We start from the raw sequence: 18,239 nt of genomic DNA, 5'->3' as shown, positions 1-18,239 counted from the left end.
TCCCCTGGTGTCATCCCCCTCCCGTCCCCCGCAGGATCGGGGGAAGCCAGAGGATACTGCGCTTTTTGTTGAATGGGAGACCAACGGGGGCTTGGATGTAGCAAATGGGACTTCTCAGACAACCTCTAAAGAAGAGGCTTTAAACCTTAATTATTCGGTATTTGGTACAGGTACAATTATTCCTCCTATTTTCTTTTTCTCCCCACCCTCTGTTTTTGTCAGGGCGAATGGCCATTCACCCCTACTGATTCCTGACTTATAAATTAAATAATCAGAAATAGTAACCTAATTTTACCTATAGCAATTTCATCTCCTGAGTTTAAAACTTCTGGTTTATTAGTCCTGTATCCAAACCTAGTTTTACCTGTAGGTTTAATATAAATACCATGAGTAGAACCCATATCTTTGATTTGCCATTGATTATTTTCAAAATAGATTTCTGCATGGGTAGAAGAAACTGTTTCATCTCCATAAAATCCATCTAAATCAATTTCTACAGGACCAATATTAGTGTCAAATTTACCAATCAGAGCATTATTACTATCGATAATAAATTCTGGTACGGGCGAACCTACTTGTTTCGGAATAAGTTTAGCAATTGTTCCAGTAATTACAGTAGGATTAGCAGAATTTGTAGGTAAAATATTTGCTTTTTTAGAAGTTTCTAGAGTTGGAGGTGAGCTAGTGTGAATATTTGTATTAACTGGTGCGGTTACAGGATTATTGTTAATATTTTGATTAATACTTTGATGGAAATTTACTGGTTGTTCATCTGTTTGTAAAACAGTTTGTGTTTCTCCCTCTTGAATTCCTGTATCTGCAGCTTCAAACAAAGTAATTGATGGTTGTATTTCTGAACCACAAACTTCGCAAAATTGATTTTTATCTGAATTTCTATCGTAGAAACATACATTACAATTAATAGTCATAATTTTTATCAAAAAATAAATTTATTTTAGAGGATATCTGAAAAGTTTTTTGATACTGAATTTTGCCCCTCTAGTCGCCCAACGCATGGCAGGGCTAATTCTTTGTCGTCAGAGAATATTCATAAGAAATACAAAAAATTATGCAAATATACAAATCTCTCCATCTCCCCACCTCCCCATCTCCCCATTCCCCCATCTCCCCATAAATTTTTCTCTAGTGACAATAAATAGACCCTGCCAACTTTGGGGAGAGCAAGAGTCAATTTGCTTGCTCTAGTCCCCCAAAATTGGGGGATGCGCGGGGGCTTAGATGTAGCAAATGGGACTTCTCAGACAACCTCTTAACTTCTTTTCTGCCAGATAATTTTTAATTTTATGTTTTTGTTTAGTAACAGTCTTGAGCTAACTACCTTATTTCTTCTTGCTCCTTCCTTATTTTTTCTTACTTTAAAAAACTTTTCCGTTCCGGAATGCTACCCAAACATATACCATTATTTATGCACAAATTTTGAGCTGATAGCTGATAGCTGATAGCTGATAGCTGATAGCTAATAGCTAGTTAAGAAAAATCTAGGGGGGGTAATGCACCAATTTTTGGTTCTATATCAGATAAATCTGGATAAATAAGTTGAGGAATTTTTTGATTTCCTGATTCTTTGAGATTGTTAATATTCCGATGATTAATTTTAGGTAAATCTAGAACAATATTACTATCTCTATATCCTTCTTTGATATCTTGAATCCATGTTTTGATAATTATTTGTAAGTACATATCATTAATATGACAGCTACTTTGACTTTGTAGTTCATTTCTAATTTTATTGCATACTATTGGGGTAAAAAAACTGGCAGGCTGATTTTCATAATATTCTTCTAAGTCTAGAAGATATCTAGATATTTGATTAGTATTTTTGTTTGTGAGAGTAAAAGAATATTCTACCATAATAATTCTAACTAATTCAGACTAACTGTATCTATATTCCATTTGTTATCTGTAGAATTCCAAACTAAAAATAACTCCAGAGATTGAGCAATATTTTCTCCTGATTTTTTTGTATATTTTACCAGAGCATTTACTGTAGCCGTGTCTGTACTTGTGCTGACCTGCTTAACATCTTGAATAGCAATATTATTAATTCCTGTCCACCAATCATAATAGGAATTATAACCATCTGGATGTAGTTGTTGATTATCTTGAAAACTTGTTGATAGTTGATTCCAAGCTTGCTCATATTTACCTTGATTAAGATTAGAATAATAATTTTTTACTGCTGCTTCACTAGAAGTTTTAGAAGTAGATTCTTGAGGTGTCGTTTCTGATTTTGGCGTTGATGAAGTTTCGTCGATATTAACTGTAGAAGGTTCTGGTGTTGCTAAATCTCCTAAACTCATTTCTAGCTTGAATTCTGTAGATTCACTAGGACTTGAAACTTGCACAATATATTCTCCTGTTAGAGGTAGATCGATAGACATTTGTTCTCCAGAAATTGGTGAATCCCTCTGTTCAGCGATGATTAATTCTCGACGTTGTAATAGTTTCGTATCTGGGGAAAATATCCAAATACAAACATTGCTGGTAATTCTATAGTTAAAGTCTTTACCCCTTCTGGCATAAAATTTATAGCCAAGCTGTTTTTCAGAGTTAACAGTATCGGATATAGTGATAATATTTTCAGTTAAAGATAAAGATTTAGCGTCTGTTTTATCCAGACGAATTATTGGTTTTTGTGGGCATTCTACAAAGGTAGGAGTAGGTGATGTGGTAGGCAAGTTTAATGGATTTTCAGTAGTAGATAAGTCACTGCACCCACAGATAATTATAACTGTTAAATATAGTAGTGATTTTTTCATAAATTAATTTGTGCATAGATAGTAAAAAAATCAGATTTGCTGTTTTGATTTAATAGACTTAATTAGCAGTACATGATTGATTTTGATAGGCTTACTTTATCTCAATTCAAACTTCAAGAAGGCAGAAGGCAGAAGGGAAAATTGCTTATGAATTCAAATCCCAAACAATTTTCAGCCGTTGATGGTGAGGTATTAAACCCGCAAAAGAAAAGATAAATTATCTGACTATTTTAGTTTTAGTTCTGCTAGATTAATTGAAACATAAATCTGGAAAAATAGTATCACGATGGAGGAGTCAGTCCTCAGTCCTCAGAAGTCAGGAGAGAAGAAAGAAGCAAGAAAAAAGAGAAAGTTTTTTTGATCACTAATTATCCGGACATGATATTAGATATTTGGGACTGGTTTATTTAATCTGGTGCTTAAACTTGTTAATTTAAATCCTGAACCTGCCCCTACTACAACATTTTAGGTGTGTCAGTCCACTACAATTATTTGGCATAGACACAGATAGTCCTGCTCGCATAATGGTAGATGGGGATGAACAGTGGCGCTTCATGGGAGCAAGATGCTCCCACTACCGTTTCCCTTGACCAAAATAATTACAATAGACCACCATGACAATGCACCACAACCTAGAAACGAAGTGGTTTGTCGAAGACTATTTCCATCCACTTTTTCCTTTTCCCTTCTTTCTTCTGCTATAAAATATAGCAGTAGCCATTATTTGATTTATGGAATAGCTCAAAAAACGGAATCAGGACTTACGCAGAGACTCTACATATAGTGCGAATACCATTCGCCCCTACAGGTCAACTTGCGTAAGTCCTGGGAATATTAATAATGAATCTTCTATCCCAGAGAACTAAAGCCTTCCTCCTTCTTGCTTCTTCCTTATTTGACTTATGGAATATCTAAAAAAACGGAATGTCAATAATCAACCTTCTTCCTTCTTCCCTGTTCCTTCTTCCCTGTTCCTTCTTCCTTCTTCCTTGTGCTATATGTCAAGACTTCAAAAATATGGGTTTAGGTTAATTCTGGCATTGTGCATCTGTTTACTATCAATATTTCTATTCTCTCCCGTCCTAGCAGAAGATGCAATAAGTGTAAAAGCTCCGGTGGTATTAAATGGTCGAGAATTATTAGAAGTTGGCCCGTGGGGAAATATCACAGCTCAGGAACGAGCTACATTTATCACATCAACTCTGGAGTCAGCATTAGCTGAAAGTATTGACCAGGAAAAACCACCGGAGATAACAATAGTTCGTTCAGATCGAGATATAGTCTTGAAAGTTAATAACCGCTTCTTAGTGCAATTGGCAGAAGAGGATGGCCTTAATTCTATGTACTCAGAGGTTCAGGCACAAATGTGGCAGGAACAACTCCAGCAGGGTTTAGAACTATGCTGGCAGGAACTAACACCAAGCTATACGAGCTCGGCAGTCAAAAAGCTAATATTTGCTTTGATCATCGCCCTGTCGCTTCAGGGGGGTTTGGTATTACTATTTCGTTATATTCTACGTCAGAAAATTAAAAATCCTCAACGTTGGCACTCCTCACAACTATTAGGTTTACTATTATTCCAAGTAGGAGTATGGGCAACATTTATCAAGTATGGAATTCAACTATTTCCCATAACTAGAGCTTGGTTTTATGAAGCTTTCAAACTTCTAGACAGTACATTTAATTCTAGAATGTTTAAACTGGGAGAAGAAAGCATTTCCCTAACCAGAATATTAGCGATCGCCCTAACTATAGTCGCACTTTGGGTAGGGGTAAGTTGGTTTGTGAGTATCCTCAAATCTCGCTTCCTCCCCCTTACAGAAGCTGAACGCAGCCACCAAGACACGATCGCTTTTTTTGTCCAATACGGACTGCTTTCTGTAGGAGCGGTCTTAATTCTTAATGCTGGAGGAGTAGACTTTCAGTCTCTAGCTATTTTGCTTGGAGCGCTCGGAGTGGGAATTGGTTTTGGATTACAAAATATTGTTAAAGACTTTATTTGTGGATTAATTTTAATTGTCGCTCGTCCGGTCAAAGTTGGAGAATTAGTTCAAGTTGGAGAATTTCAAGGTTTAGTCCAACGCATCGGTGCCAGAACTACTGACATTTCTAATATCGAGCGCTATATTATTACCATTCCCAACTCTCGCTTTATTGAAGGGGAAGTCCTCAACTGGAACCGCAGTGGTATAACTAGGGTGAAAGCTTATGTGAAAGTTCCTTATGGAACAGATATTGATTTTGTCTACAAAGTTTTGCTTGCTTCAGCTCAAGTAGAACATCCAGATATTCTCCGTCATCCACCTCCCAAAGTTAAATTTCGGGAATATGCAGAGGATGGGTTACAGTTTCGGGTAGTAGCTTTTATCCGCGACCCTCTCAAGCAACCAAAGGTGAGAACCCACCTCTATAACCAGATAGAAAGATATTTGCGAAAGTATGGAGTAGAAGTAGCTCGTCCTCAACAAGACTTACATCTCAAAGACCTCGACCCAGAAATCTATGCTTGGTTGCGGTCGCAAACTCCTGTAGAATATCTACCCCAACCTGAAGAAATTCCATCTATCGAAGCACCTGCTATCAAAGAAGAGTACGACTGGGAGGCGATCGCCACTGCCATGCGTGGAGCTAACGGAGTTTCTATCAAAGACCGCAAATTTCAATTTAAGAAATTTCAAAATGTCTTTTTTGGGTCGGATGCGGTAGAGTGGTTAATGACTCACGAACGAGCTACTAGGGAAGAAGCTATTTTAATGGGTCAATTAATGTTACAACAGGGCATAATTCACCATGTTTTAGACGAACATAATTTTAAAGATGAGCCTCTGTTTTATCGCTTTTATGATGATGAGACATCAGATGATTTTCCAGCAACAAATGAAACACCTTGAAGAAGGCAGAAGGCAGAAGGTCAATTGCATGAGGATAGTCAATGACCTGCCACACCCGTGTCTGATCACCCCAAACAATTGAACCTATCCTAGTAATAATATTTTTGCTAAAAACTCTAAATATTTTGAGAGTTAAAAACGAAAAATTAAGCTTTTAAAGTATATTTTACTTCAACAAATAAGCCTGTTAAAAATAGTGGGATAGGTTCAACGTTATGTTCTAATTTTTGATTTTTAATGATTATATCATGTTCGCTTAATTAGCCTTGAAGAAGGAAGAAGAAAGAAGGAAGAAGGAAGAAAAAATGGATGGGGACTCAAACCCTAACCAATTGTCAACACCGTGTAGACGGTGGGGTATTATATAAAATCCGGTTGAATACTTATCTTATGTTTGGGGGTGGGAAGTGTGGGGAGGGTGGGGAGTGTGGGGAGAAGGGGAGGTCGAGAGATTGAAGGCTCCGAAAGTGTGGATAGAATTATAAACATATACTGTATAACCGGATTCTATATTAAACCCAAAATAAAAAGAGAAAAAACTTTCTTCTTTTTTCCTACTGACTCCTGACTCCGTCCTCCTGACTCCTCCGTCATTATTTATGTGCTAAAGTAAGCTATGTCTATCAACCATATAGCTTGCAGGACGAATTAAATAACCAATGGCAACTGAAACTATCGTTTTATTATCAAAAAGAGAAATAGAAAAAATGCGTCGGGCAGGACGTTTGGCTGCAGAATTATTACATTATCTTGAACCTTTTGTCAAGCCTGGGGTAAGCACTCTAGAATTAGATGAAGAAGCAGAACGTTGGACGCAAGCTCATGGCGCTCGTAGCGCTCCCCTTGGTTATCACGGTTTTCCTAAGTCTATCTGTACCAGTATTAATGAGGTAGTTTGTCACGGTATTCCGAACAAAAAACAAATCTTAAAAGAGGGAGATATTATTAATATTGATGTGACTCCAATTCTTGATGGTTATCATGGGGATACTTCTAAAACTTTTTTCGTAGGTGAACCTTCTCCATTGGCTAAAAAATTAGTTGAAGTTACAGAAAAATCTATGTATTTAGGCATTGCTGAAGTTAAACCTGGAAATAAAATTGGGGATATTGGAGCTGCTATTCAAGAATATGCTGAAGCAGAAGGTTTTTCTGTAGTTAGAGATTTTGTTGGTCATGGTGTGAGCAATATTTTCCACACTGCACCACAGATTCCTCATTATGGTACCAGAGGAAAAGGGAAAAAGTTGCGAGCTGGAATGGTATTTACTATTGAACCGATGATTAATGAAGGTACTTGGGAAGCAAAGGTACTTGACGACGGTTGGACTGCTATTACTAAGGATGGTAAATTATCTGCACAATTTGAGCATACTGTTGCTGTTACTGAAACAGGGGTAGAAATATTAACTCAATATGAAAGCTAAGATAAATAATAATTATCAGATAAAAAGTTTGCTGAATGGTTAATAAAAGTTGAAGAATATGTTAATCATTCAGATATTATATCATGTGCCCCTCCGGGGGAGCTACCCTAGCCCCTTATAAGAGAGCTGCGAATTGCGGATAATTACTTATAATAAAGTTTTTGTTTGTAGTTGGGCTTTAGCCTCTGCAATACTTAAGTATTAGGGCTAAATCCCAACTATGAGCAATTATAACTGTTCTACCGAACATGGTATTAACGGTCAATTTTACTACTTTTTTTAATAGACATCTCCAGAAAATAAATCTTTTAATTAGAGCAGGCTAAGGATACAAAAAATTCACCCTAAAAAATCTTTTTTCGTACCTTTTTCGTAAAAATATCTTACCTGTTGCCTGTTGCCAGATGAGCTGTTGCCTACTCCTGCAAAAAACCTATATCTTTTTCGGAGATGTCTAATGAATACGCCCTTATTTATTAAACTTCTATACCCAGTCAAATAAATTAGTAGTCCTAAAATTTTAAAAGTGCCTCAATGTGAATAAGTAAAAGATAATATTCAAGCATCTTACTTGACCAAGAGAAAAGAAAATTAAGTATTTCAAGCCTTCTGCTTTCCTACGGAATGCTGCGCAAACAATAGGAGGTACTGTTAACTATTAACTGATAACTGATAACTGAAATGACCATCAACTAATAGCTGAATGCTTAAAATCATAGTTTTTATCAAAATAATATGGGTCGCGCAACCCCGCCTTTTAAGGCCAAATATTTTTGGAGAGTTGCTCAAATCCCCGTTACAAAAATAACTTCTGACTCACAGGAGTGCGCGTTCCGCAAGCGAGCTGGCGTCGTCGCGGGGTCGCACCGCTTCTGACTTCTGACTTCGTTAACCCCCTCATACTGTAGGTGGAAAATCTGATAATTGGTTTATTCCAGAAAGAATAATTTCTGGTTTATCTCTATACATATGTAGTTGCCCAGTGATATAAACATATCCTCTACCTAAACCAAAGTAACGATTTTTTAATAGTTGTAATAATGGCTTCATTTCTTCAGTATTAGTATTTGGAATCCATAATTTTAAACGATGGTCTTTAGTTCCATCATAAATTAAAGCACCATTATCTAACCACTTAGAAACTCCTCCCTGTAAATCATAGAAAACTGTTACATCTTCTTCAGCCTTTGCTGCTGCTAAAATCTTGGGAAAATCTAATCTAACTTCTAGAACTCCAGAAGCAATTCCATAGGTACGATAATTATCTACAATGGAAGCTCTTAATGACCACCAAGGTACTAGCAAATTATAATTTCTTTTACGTTTACCTCGATTTACTTGAGGATTCCAAACACCAAGATTATTAGCTTGAGCTTCTATTTCTGCAGCTATCATTTCTTGATGATAAAGTCTAGAATTCCCATATTTAATAAAATAGGGACTCCAGCCTTCTCTAATTAGTTTAATATTAAAGTTTTCTCCATTTTTATTTACATAAGCTATTAAACGACCTTGATGGTCGCGATATTTTTCTAAACAATTTTCGACAGGGTCGTCTGTATCAAATTCAAGATCGACTTGAGCAAGTTCACCGTCAGGTAATATGAAATATTTTATTGCCATTTCTGATGCAGCTTTACCCATGTCTGTAACTGGTTTAGAATATTCAGAATAGCTTTCTTCAGCATCAACATAATCCATTCTGATAAATTCTCGCTGATCGTTTAATAAAACTTTGATTGTGTCACCATCAACTACTTTTGTAACTTGAATATTTTGAATTGTTGTGCCTTTTTTTTTTATAGTTAAAATTTGAGATTTCATAATCGGCGATCGCTCTTGATTTTCCGTTCAACTAAAATAATATAGAATTTTACATTGAATCAGTAAAAAAGTAAATGTATGAGTTGACCTTGTGTTTAGGGAGTAGATGTTTAAGTAGTGACGCAAAATTAATTAATTTGTATATTTGATGATGAGTGTCTAAATGAATATCTTGAAGTCAAGTTTTCAGTCTCAAGTTTCTTCCTAATACTACACCAGATTGTGAGTCAATTTTTCATAGGTAAAGTAGAAATAGAAAATAGTTATTAAGGCATTGTTTAGCTATATTAGATCGTAAAAAATGTGTGGTTTGCGATTCAGAATAAAGACGATCTTTTGTCAGTTTAATAAGTGATTTAAACCTGAAATTATCAATAATTATAAAAGATTAAAACGGGGAAAGGCAGGAATAATTTGGCACTTGTTGTATAATCATATTATTATCTGCCTTACTCCACCAAAATTGAATTGGTGTAATAAAATTTTTTTTATAGGTATTTTATCGATTCAAAGCTCTCCTGAACCAACACGATTTCGTAAATTAATTAATTGTTCAATAGTTGTTTGAATTGAATGAAGAGCTGTGGCATCTTCTGATGCTTGCTTTGCTATATCTAATAAATAAATTGCTTCTGAAAGCTGAGAATAAACTTCTTGGTTTCTAGTGTTGACTTGGCTGAAGTTGAGATAAGACATGATTCAAGACCCTTAGTTATCTACAACTTCATCATCTCCTAACTCCTGAAAAACCACATCCTTCAACTGGTTCATCCAATTGGGTGATTATTATTTTAGATTAATATTCAGTCTCGATATATAGATAGCTATACTAAAATACTTGATATTTTCGTGCGCCTTGCCAATAGTCGTTAGGATCGAGAATATAAATAAACCGAAATACATCATCGGAGAAAAATAAATGGATCTAGTCAGACTCCAAAATTCATTGGACAATATCTCGTTTGCCATCTTGTTTGCCACAATGCTAATTTATTGGGTGGGTGCCGCTTTTCCTCGTATCCCCTATCTTTCGGTCTTGGGTTCTACCGGAATAGCAATCGCTAATCTTTGTATTGCAACCCTATTGGGGGCACGTTGGCTAGAAGCTGGCTATTTTCCCATTAGCAACTTGTACGAATCTCTATTTTTCCTGACTTGGGGACTTACTACTATTCACCTCATAGCCGAAAATATGAGTGGAAGTCGCCTGGTGGGAGTTTTTACATCTCCCTTGGCAATGGGTATTACTGCTTTTGCGGCCCTAACTTTGCCCTCCGGTATGCAGTTATCAGAACCTCTTGTGCCTGCTCTAAAATCTAATTGGTTGATGATGCACGTCAGTGTCATGATGTTGAGCTATGCAACTTTGATGGTGGGGTCTTTACTGGCGATCGCTTTTCTCATTGTTACCAGTGGCCAAAAAGTAGAACTTACTGGTAGTTCCTTTGGCACTCGTTCTTATAGAAACAATCATTCTGTGAAGCTATCAAAAAATTTGCCACTTCAAACAGAGGGAGCTAGTCTGAATCAAATTGAGGACAACCATCAATCTTCTCCTCTATCTACAACAAATGGCCACAGGCAAACTGCTGTCTTAGAAATGGCTAGACCTACTCAAGCAGTTGAGACAGAAGTAACTCTTTCTCCTCAACGTTTGAGTATTGCCCAAACTTTAGATAATATTAGTTATCGTATTATTGGCTTAGGATTTCCTTTGCTGACTATTGGGATTATTGCTGGAGCAGTTTGGGCAAATGAAGCTTGGGGTTCTTATTGGAGTTGGGACCCGAAGGAAACTTGGGCTTTGATTACTTGGTTGGTATTTGCGGCCTATCTCCATGCCCGTATTACTAGAGGATGGCAAGGACGACGACCTGCTATTTTGGCTGCTACCGGATTTGTTGTAGTCTGGGTATGTTATTTAGGAGTAAATCTTTTGGGTAAAGGTTTACATTCCTATGGATGGTTTTTTTAAATTGCTTTACTCGTTTAGCTACGAGAAATGAAGGCGCAGCATTCAGTAAGAAAGGAAGAATAAAGAGAAAGGAGGAAAGTAAAGAGTCGGGAGTAGGAAGCAGTTATTATTACTCAGATTCTACAGGTCAGTTTGTCACATAAAAAGTACCACAAACATCAGTGGGTTGCTCAGTATTTATACTCTATAAGTCCTCATAATTTAACTGAGACGGGAGCAAAATTATAGCGCTGTGTGCAGGCAACAGGCAATAGGCAACAGCTCATCTGGGGGGATAAAAAGCTTATAATGTAAGACTTTTAGCTATTGGACACCTCCTGTAATTTGTAAATATGCCAGCGCACATTGCTATATGAGGAATAAATTAAGCATAAATACTTGATGGAGCCAGATAATTAGCCAGCATCATTACCCTACTGACTAATGATTGATGAATAATTACTACTGACTAATTGCCTTTTATACTAGGCTTTGAAGTGCGGAATGTAGGTAATAAGATTTCTTATTCTCGTTTTTTAAATCACTTTTTAAATTAACTTCCTTTCTTCGTTAAAAATAAATCTAGGATAATTAAATATGGAAACTGAAGTGACTTTACTAAATAATGATGATGTTTTGTCTACAAGTGCTAGTCTTTTGATGTTTCAATGTACATTTCAAGTCAGTGAATATATAACGATGATTTTGGCTAGGTTGGAGTCGGAAAATTTATTTGATGATGGGCTAGAATGTCAATTATTAAGACCTGGTGATTATTGGAGAAAAGGAAAAGTAAAATTTCGTTTAGAATTTTTTACAGAAACTGAAGAAGAGTTATATGAAGCTGTCGATCCTATTTCTCAATCCTCAGCTTACTCCATACTAACTTCTGATGAACAGCCACAGAATGTAGGAATGTGGAGTTAATATTAAAGCTATTTTTTTAATAAAAAGGGAGTAGGGAGTAAGGGGAAAGAATTGATAAATAAGAGTGCGATAATGGATTTTATTTTTTATTATTGGTGATTTCTAATAGACATTTCCAGAAAAGAGGGAGTAGGGAGTAGGGAGTAGGGAGTAGGGGGAAAGAATTGATAAATAAGAGTGCGATAATGGATTTTATTTTTTATTATTGGTGATTTCTAATAGACATAGGCGTGAAAAAGATATAATTTTTTTTCTGGAGTAAGGAACAGGGAATAAGAAATAGGGAGTAGAAAACAAATTTTTTGTAGTTTAATACCAAATTCATCAGAAGTTGCATAGAACAATATATCGAGGTTGACTGTAGATCGAGATAGATAAGTTATTGAAGAAGGAAGAAGGAAGAAGGAAGAAGGCAGAAGGCAGAAGGCAGAAGGAAAAAATAATTCTGTGCCACCTCACATAAAATTGGTATAATACCAATTTGATAAATATTTGCTACAAATAACTAGGTTATTTCTTAAGGAGTCAGTCCTCAGTGCTCAGGAGTCAGAATGAATAGCTTTAATACCATTTATTAGGTCATAATTTATCTTTTTATTCCAAGGGACATCTCTTGCATGTGTCTTTTAACTGTCCTTATTATTTGTAACATTCTTTTTCCACGGTTGGTATAATACCTAATACCTAACACCTAATATCATGTTCGGATAATTACTTATAATAAAATTTTTGTTTGTAGTAGGGCTTTAGCCCAGAAAATCTTACTATAATTGCTCAAGCCCAACTACGAGCCTAATGATAACTGTTCTAGCGAACATGATATAATACCTAATTTTGATATAAAACAGGAAAGAGAGATTTCTAGCAAATATTTATCCAAATAGCATTAGAGATATTTTAGCAATGGAAGATGAAGATAATTTTCAAGAAAAACGTTGCTCTGAACTTTTACTATATTTGGCTTTAAATATAGAAGACTTCCAAATATTACCCAAAATAAAATTAGAAACAGACCTACCTCAGACAATTATAGATGGGATAAGAAAGTATTTTTTGACTTATCAATCTGCCTGTGAATATGCTAACCAGATATTCCTAGAAATTTACCAATCTGGTGCAATAAAAAAATACTGTCAACAAAGCAAAATAGGCAAAAAATTACCAACCGCTTTTTATATTCATATCTCAGCCTTAGCACAACTTCATCCTTTACTACAACTCTACGAAAATTTAGCTCATCGTTTATATCTCAAAGCAACTTCTCAGCAGAAAGCTGATGCAAAAACCACCACATTAATTAAATTTAACTTTGATAAACCCACAATTTCTTATCTCCACTATCCAGATTTCGATACCGACCCTCATCCAGCTTTAAAAACTAGCATTTCCATCAACATGAATAGTGGAAAAGTTGAGTATAGAAACTACCAAAATAGTAAAAACCCCCCTGTGCTGCATCGCAAAGAAACCTTTGTGAATACTGACTATCCCCACTACAAAAAATTTGCTCAACTGACCAGTGCTGAAGTGAAATTAGGACTGTTAGATAATACTCGTTTAATTGGCACTCGCCAAGGATGGTTCACACACCTAAAAAATCATGGAATTGAAATTAAAGACCATCATGTAATTCAACATACTATTGAAATACCAATTCCCAAAATAGAACGCCACAAAGCAGCGATCGTTCGTAAAAAAATTTCTAAACCAGTACGTTTGGGTTTAGAAGCAAATCTCTTTACAGAAGGTACAACCTTTTTTGATTATGGTTGTGGTCACGGTGGGGATATTAAACATATTGCCCAAAAAGGTTATCAAAGTGCAGGATGGGACCCCTATTATTCGCCCAATAATACTTGTATATCTGCTGATGTTGTCAATCTTGGTTATGTAATTAATGTAATTGAATCTTTAGCAGAACGTAGGGAAGCTTTGATTAAAGCTTGGGGATTGACAAAACAGGTTTTAATTGTTTCCGCTATGGTATTAATTAATGACGAGAAAACCAAGAATAAACTTGCTTATGGAGATGGCATAATTACATCTCGTAATACTTTTCAGAAATATTATGAACAAGAAGAATTAAAATCTTATATTGACCAAGTTTTAAATGTAGATTCTATCCCTATAGATTTGGGTATTTTCTTGGTATTTAAAGATGAAAAACAGGGGCAAAACTTCCGAGCATCTCGATTAAAAACTCGTTTATCTACACCTAGAATTAACTGCAAAAATCAGCAATTTGTAGATTATGAAGAACAGCTTATACCTTTGATGAATTTTATGAGCGATCGCGGTCGTCTTCCGGTCAGAGGAGAAATTGCTGAAGAGGCAGATTTAATTGCAGAATTTGGTAGTTTTCGTCGTGCATTTCGAGTAATTTTGCAAGCTACAGATTCTGTAGAATGGGAGCAGATAACTGATAAACGTCGCCAAGATTTATTAGTATATTTAGCCTTGACTAAATTTGGCAACCGTCCTAAATTATCCCAATTAGCAGCAGTAGTTAAAAATGATATTAAAGCTTTATTTGGTAGTTATAAGCAAGCCTGTACATTAGCTGATCTAATGTTATTTAGTTTGGGTAATTCTGAACTAATTAATAAATGTTGTCAAAATAGTTCTATTGGTTATAAAATTTCTAATTCTCTGTTAGTTCATGTTTCTGCTGTAGCAAAACTCGATCCATTATTACGGCTTTATGAAGGTTGTGCCAATCGTACAATTGGTAGATTAAATGAGGCAACTATCATTAAATTTAATACAAAACTACCGATAATATCTTATTTGTTTTATCCCGATTTTGATACAGAAGCTCATCCAGTTTTGCACACAAGTATGAACATTGATTTACGAGATTTAAGTGTCAGTTATCAGAGCTATACAAATGAATATAATCCGCCAATTTTACACAGAAAAGATGCTTTAGTAACACCAGATTATCCAGACTATGAAAAATTTGCTAAACTCACACAACAAGAAGAAGATAGAGGACTCTTAAATGACTTGAAAAATATTCAAAACCGAATTAGTTGGCTCAAATGTTTAGAAGAAAATTGTACAGAAATTAAAGGTCATCGTGTTTATTGGCGCACTAATGTTGACCCTTATCGCTTAAAAATATTAAAATCTGCTGATGCTACTCGGAAGCGGGAAAGAAAAAAAACAACTATAGCGCGTAGCGCTAGGGAACAGGGAATAGGGAACGGTAAAAGGACTTTCGGTGCGGAAACACTCCGCCAACAGGATTGAAAAATTTCCTAACCAATTCTTGTAGCGCTATAAATCAGGAATAAATAAGCTATTGACTGAAGATGTTTTATAGACATCTCCGAAAAAGAATAGACTTTTTGTAGAAGTAGGGAACAGGGAACAGGGAACAGGGAACAGGGAACAGGGAACAGGGAACAGGGAACAGGGAACAGGGAACAGGGAAGAAATTTCTCAAAAAAGACACAAAAAATCATCTATCTATCTATATGTGTAATTTCTACCAGATGTCTGATATAGCGCTACCCATTAAGGTGTTTGATATCAAATCCGTTTAATTCGGCACTTCAATAATGAATAATTAATAATGAATAATTAATAATTACCTCTCCTTGGAAACGGATAGGATTGACTAATCATGAAAATTTTTATTCTCTTGGTCGATTGGATATGGCTCCGAGACCTCGCCATCCCATCCTACGGAATGCTGCGCAAACGACCGCTTATTATCCCCTTAAAAGGGGAGGCGCATACCCACAATTTTTCGGTAAAAAATGTTCCATCTTCAACCATTACCAAATATTTCTCTCACTCCCCATCTCCCCATCTCCCCATCTCCCTATCTCCCTAACTCCCCTACTCCCCTACTCCTCTACTCACCATCTAATTATACCGATGCTACCGGATTTGATATGACATGAATAGAAGCAGCAAACCCTTTTGTATTCCCCCGTTGCCTATTGCTTTCCGGAGCTGTTTCCTTGCGCGTAGCGCTATAGTTTAAAATAGTTAAGAATAAGTCAACTATCATCAGAAACCAATGAATAAATTATTTGAAAAAATAAATACCCAAGTAACGATTTTAGGAAGTATTATTGCTATTCTTTGGATTGTACAAATTATTAATTCTGAATTTTTAGCAGGAAAATTGAACTATTATGGTGGAATTCATCCTCAAAGTTCTATAGGACTTAGTGGTATTTTTTTTGCTCCATTTCTGCATGGTAGTTATGCTCACTTAATGGCTAATATTGCCCCATTAATTATTCTCGGTTGGTTAATCATGTTACGGGGAGTTGGTGATTTTTTCTTTGTGAGTATCATTACTATAATAGTTAGTGGTTTAGGTATTTGGTGTTTCGGTGCGCCTAATTCTATTCATATTGGTGCAAGTGGATTAATTTTTGGTTATTTTGGGTTTTTGCTACTCCGAAGTTTATTTGACTTCAGTGTTTTATCAGTAATATTCGCCTTAACTGCTGGTTTCCTTTATAGTGGTTTAATCTGGGGTATTTTGCCTTCCGATCCTGATGTCTCTTGGGAAGCACACTTGTTTGGTTTTTTGGGTGGGATATTCGCAGCTCAACTTTTGGGTAAACGTAAACAAAAATAGTTAAAGTAGAATTGAGCTGATAGCTGACAGCTAATAGCTGTTTGCGCAGCAGTCCGCAGGAAATGCTTACAAAAATATTAGCCATGCAACTGACAGTTCTGGTTTTTTTTCATCACTAATTATCCAGACATGACAGTTTTTTCCACTCCCCTACTCCCCTACTCCCTTACCGAATAATTAAGATAACAATCCTCTCCTTTAAAGGAGAAACAAGTGGTCGATCTTCGGAGCTTCCCGAAGGGTGGGATGCTGAGGTAACCTAACCATATCCAATCGACCAAGAGAAGAAAAAATTTTCCCTACCACGTTAATCCTATCCGTTTTCAAGGAGAGGTAATTGTTAATTATTAATTATTAATTATTAATTATTAATTGTTGAATCCCCTACTTCTACTCCACAGACCTAATCCTACCACAAAAAATAACCCGCTAATTACAGCAGGTTCTGGTGTTCCTGCATAATCTTTAACTTTATCTATGAGGTTACAGTCGATAGTAGAATTTTGAGAATCTTCAGATGTTTGAGTTAAAAATTGCGATAAACTATAACTCCCAGAAGAATTGCTATTGGTAGTTAAATTACTATTATTATCGTCAGAATTTATCACAAAAGCTCCTACAGGTAACCTAGCAGAAAATCCTACATTCAAAATTAAGCTAACCACAACTACTTGTAAAAATTGATTAATTTTCATTTATTGATACTCCAAAGAAAGTCAAAAATCGTAGGGGCGAATGGCATTCGCCCTCAAAGTAAAAAGTAAGAAAAAGACGAAATTGCTGGTAAAAATTCCCCAATCCAATTCCCAACTAACCACAACATATAACCCAAAACCAACACCGTATAAATAATACTAAGAGGTGCATAAATAGCTAAAATGGCTTGGTCAGAAGTCTTTTCAGGCGAAGGTTGACGGCGCAATAAATCAAAATAAAATAAGATCGATCGCTTCCTCAAATTATTAATTCCTGTCATTGCCACCAACAAATAATAACCATCAAAAGCATTTAATGGATTGAGATTTAACACCACCGTTACCAAAGCAGCGCTCATCAATAAATAACTATTTTGCTGCATCAAACTCTGGGGAGGAGATGCTAATAATAACCACAAAGCTAACGCCCAAATAACTATTTGAACTATTACCCCCGCAGCTACAACTAAAACTCTTTGTTTCCGTTTAACCAAAGAATATTGGTCAGAAGTATTGGTATACATTCCTGGCATAAAACACATAAACAATAGACCAATCTCCGGCACAACTCCACCGAAATGTTTCAGAGTAAAAGCATGACCTAACTCATGGAGAAAAATTACTAACATAGTGGCAAAACCTAACTTTAATAAATTAGTAGGAGCTGTAGTAAAATCTCCCCAAACTTGTTGATGAGCAGAAACAATATCTGTGGCATAAGCTAACCACAAAAAAACTGTTTGACCGAGGAAAAAACAGAGAAAAAATCCAAAACCAGCCGTCCAAATCCAACGAAGTTTATCTATACTTTCTGTTAACCATTCATCAGGCTTAAACAGAGGAATTTTGAAAAATAATATTTGCGCCAAAGAGAACTTTTTCGGCGGAGGTTCCGTACCTGACAACATACCTGTTGCTGCCAATTTTTGTAAGAGTTGTTGAATGTCTTGGATAGTTAGATCGTATTTATTAGCAATGGCAGGTATTGGAATTTTTTCTAACAGACAAATGACATTTTTATCAATATTATCTACTTGGAGAAACGTTGGATATTCAGGATTGCGTAATATCCAATAACCATCTGGATGTTGAATCCAATGCACCTCTGATTTTAGTCGCATAAATTTATCAAATCGAG

14 protein-coding genes are annotated in these 18,239 nt (G+C 35.8%); 7 read left to right on the top strand and 7 right to left on the bottom strand.

Annotation, left to right across the window (positions count from 1 at the left end; all coding sequences use genetic code 11):
• The first annotated feature begins 91 nt into the window (after nucleotides 1-91).
• Entirely contained in the window at nucleotides 92-262 is a 171-nt protein-coding gene (locus F6K23_RS06385) for a hypothetical protein (protein WP_293152201.1), read from the top strand.
• Between the two features lies 1 nt (nucleotide 263).
• Here F6K23_RS06385 and F6K23_RS06380 read toward each other — a convergent pair whose 3' ends face one another.
• The 3 genes from F6K23_RS06380 to F6K23_RS06370 form a co-directional block, all read right to left on the bottom strand.
• Nucleotides 264-929: an FHA domain-containing protein gene (locus F6K23_RS06380; protein ID WP_293152198.1), complete on the bottom strand. Its 666-nt coding sequence runs from the start codon at nucleotides 927-929 to the stop codon at nucleotides 264-266.
• Nucleotides 930-1,488: 559 nt separating this feature from the next.
• Nucleotides 1,489-1,872, bottom strand: a complete 384-nt coding sequence (locus tag F6K23_RS06375; RefSeq protein ID WP_293152195.1) for a hypothetical protein — start codon at nucleotides 1,870-1,872, stop codon at nucleotides 1,489-1,491.
• Between the two features lie 11 nt (nucleotides 1,873-1,883).
• Nucleotides 1,884-2,780 (bottom strand): hypothetical protein, encoded by an 897-nt coding sequence (locus F6K23_RS06370; protein ID WP_293152192.1) that lies wholly within the window; start codon nucleotides 2,778-2,780, stop codon nucleotides 1,884-1,886.
• Nucleotides 2,781-3,778: 998 nt separating this feature from the next.
• Between F6K23_RS06370 and F6K23_RS06365 the strand changes: the two genes are divergently transcribed.
• The gene (locus F6K23_RS06365) at nucleotides 3,779-5,671 is read left to right on the top strand and encodes a mechanosensitive ion channel domain-containing protein (protein WP_293152189.1); all 1,893 of its coding nucleotides are present in this window, start codon (nucleotides 3,779-3,781) and stop codon (nucleotides 5,669-5,671) included.
• 659 nt (nucleotides 5,672-6,330) lie between these two features.
• The gene (map, locus tag F6K23_RS06360; protein ID WP_293152186.1) at nucleotides 6,331-7,098 is read left to right on the top strand and encodes a type I methionyl aminopeptidase; all 768 of its coding nucleotides are present in this window, start codon (nucleotides 6,331-6,333) and stop codon (nucleotides 7,096-7,098) included.
• 897 nt (nucleotides 7,099-7,995) lie between these two features.
• Here map and F6K23_RS06355 read toward each other — a convergent pair.
• The gene (locus tag F6K23_RS06355; RefSeq protein WP_293152183.1) at nucleotides 7,996-8,922 is read right to left on the bottom strand and encodes a thermonuclease family protein; all 927 of its coding nucleotides are present in this window, start codon (nucleotides 8,920-8,922) and stop codon (nucleotides 7,996-7,998) included.
• Between the two features lie 507 nt (nucleotides 8,923-9,429).
• Complete coding sequence (locus tag F6K23_RS06350; RefSeq protein ID WP_293152180.1) at nucleotides 9,430-9,618, bottom strand: hypothetical protein; 189 nt, start codon at nucleotides 9,616-9,618, stop codon at nucleotides 9,430-9,432.
• 223 nt (nucleotides 9,619-9,841) lie between these two features.
• Between F6K23_RS06350 and ccsB the strand changes: the two genes are divergently transcribed.
• The 4 genes from ccsB (at nucleotide 9,842) to F6K23_RS06330 (ending at nucleotide 16,406) form a co-directional block, all read left to right on the top strand.
• Nucleotides 9,842-10,897, top strand: coding sequence for a c-type cytochrome biogenesis protein CcsB (gene ccsB, locus F6K23_RS06345; protein ID WP_293152177.1), 1,056 nt, complete (start codon nucleotides 9,842-9,844; stop codon nucleotides 10,895-10,897).
• 576 nt (nucleotides 10,898-11,473) lie between these two features.
• Entirely contained in the window at nucleotides 11,474-11,803 is a 330-nt protein-coding gene (locus F6K23_RS06340) for a KGK domain-containing protein (protein ID WP_293152174.1), read from the top strand.
• Nucleotides 11,804-12,688: 885 nt separating this feature from the next.
• Nucleotides 12,689-15,055, top strand: coding sequence for a DNA phosphorothioation-associated putative methyltransferase (locus tag F6K23_RS06335; RefSeq protein ID WP_293152243.1), 2,367 nt, complete (start codon nucleotides 12,689-12,691; stop codon nucleotides 15,053-15,055).
• Between the two features lie 778 nt (nucleotides 15,056-15,833).
• A complete protein-coding gene (locus tag F6K23_RS06330; RefSeq protein ID WP_293152171.1) occupies nucleotides 15,834-16,406 on the top strand; it encodes a rhomboid family intramembrane serine protease in 573 nt (190 codons plus the stop codon).
• 368 nt (nucleotides 16,407-16,774) lie between these two features.
• Here the strand turns inward: F6K23_RS06330 and F6K23_RS06325 are convergent, their stop codons facing one another.
• A complete protein-coding gene (locus F6K23_RS06325) occupies nucleotides 16,775-17,101 on the bottom strand; it encodes a hypothetical protein (protein ID WP_293152168.1) in 327 nt (108 codons plus the stop codon).
• A gap of 53 nt (nucleotides 17,102-17,154) precedes the next feature.
• Entirely contained in the window at nucleotides 17,155-18,222 is a 1,068-nt protein-coding gene (locus F6K23_RS06320) for a site-2 protease family protein (RefSeq protein WP_293152165.1), read from the bottom strand.
• Nucleotides 18,223-18,239: the final 17 nt, after the last annotated feature.

This window comes from Okeania sp. SIO2C9, assembly GCF_010672455.1.
GTDB lineage: Bacteria > Cyanobacteriota > Cyanobacteriia > Cyanobacteriales > Microcoleaceae > Okeania.
This window is presented reverse-complemented; position numbering and strand designations above follow the sequence as displayed.

Coding starts and splice junctions, on each gene's coding strand:
- F6K23_RS06380 (WP_293152198.1), bottom strand. CDS start 929: ATGACTATTAATTGTAATGTATGTTTCTACGATAGAAATTCAGATAAA.
- F6K23_RS06375 (WP_293152195.1), bottom strand. CDS start 1,872: ATGGTAGAATATTCTTTTACTCTCACAAACAAAAATACTAATCAAATA.
- F6K23_RS06370 (WP_293152192.1), bottom strand. CDS start 2,780: ATGAAAAAATCACTACTATATTTAACAGTTATAATTATCTGTGGGTGC.
- F6K23_RS06365 (WP_293152189.1), top strand. CDS start 3,779: ATGTCAAGACTTCAAAAATATGGGTTTAGGTTAATTCTGGCATTGTGC.
- map (WP_293152186.1), top strand. CDS start 6,331: ATGGCAACTGAAACTATCGTTTTATTATCAAAAAGAGAAATAGAAAAA.
- F6K23_RS06355 (WP_293152183.1), bottom strand. CDS start 8,922: ATGAAATCTCAAATTTTAACTATAAAAAAAAAAGGCACAACAATTCAA.
- F6K23_RS06350 (WP_293152180.1), bottom strand. CDS start 9,618: ATGTCTTATCTCAACTTCAGCCAAGTCAACACTAGAAACCAAGAAGTT.
- ccsB (WP_293152177.1), top strand. CDS start 9,842: ATGGATCTAGTCAGACTCCAAAATTCATTGGACAATATCTCGTTTGCC.
- F6K23_RS06340 (WP_293152174.1), top strand. CDS start 11,474: ATGGAAACTGAAGTGACTTTACTAAATAATGATGATGTTTTGTCTACA.
- F6K23_RS06330 (WP_293152171.1), top strand. CDS start 15,834: ATGAATAAATTATTTGAAAAAATAAATACCCAAGTAACGATTTTAGGA.
- F6K23_RS06325 (WP_293152168.1), bottom strand. CDS start 17,101: ATGAAAATTAATCAATTTTTACAAGTAGTTGTGGTTAGCTTAATTTTG.
- F6K23_RS06320 (WP_293152165.1), bottom strand. CDS start 18,222: ATGCGACTAAAATCAGAGGTGCATTGGATTCAACATCCAGATGGTTAT.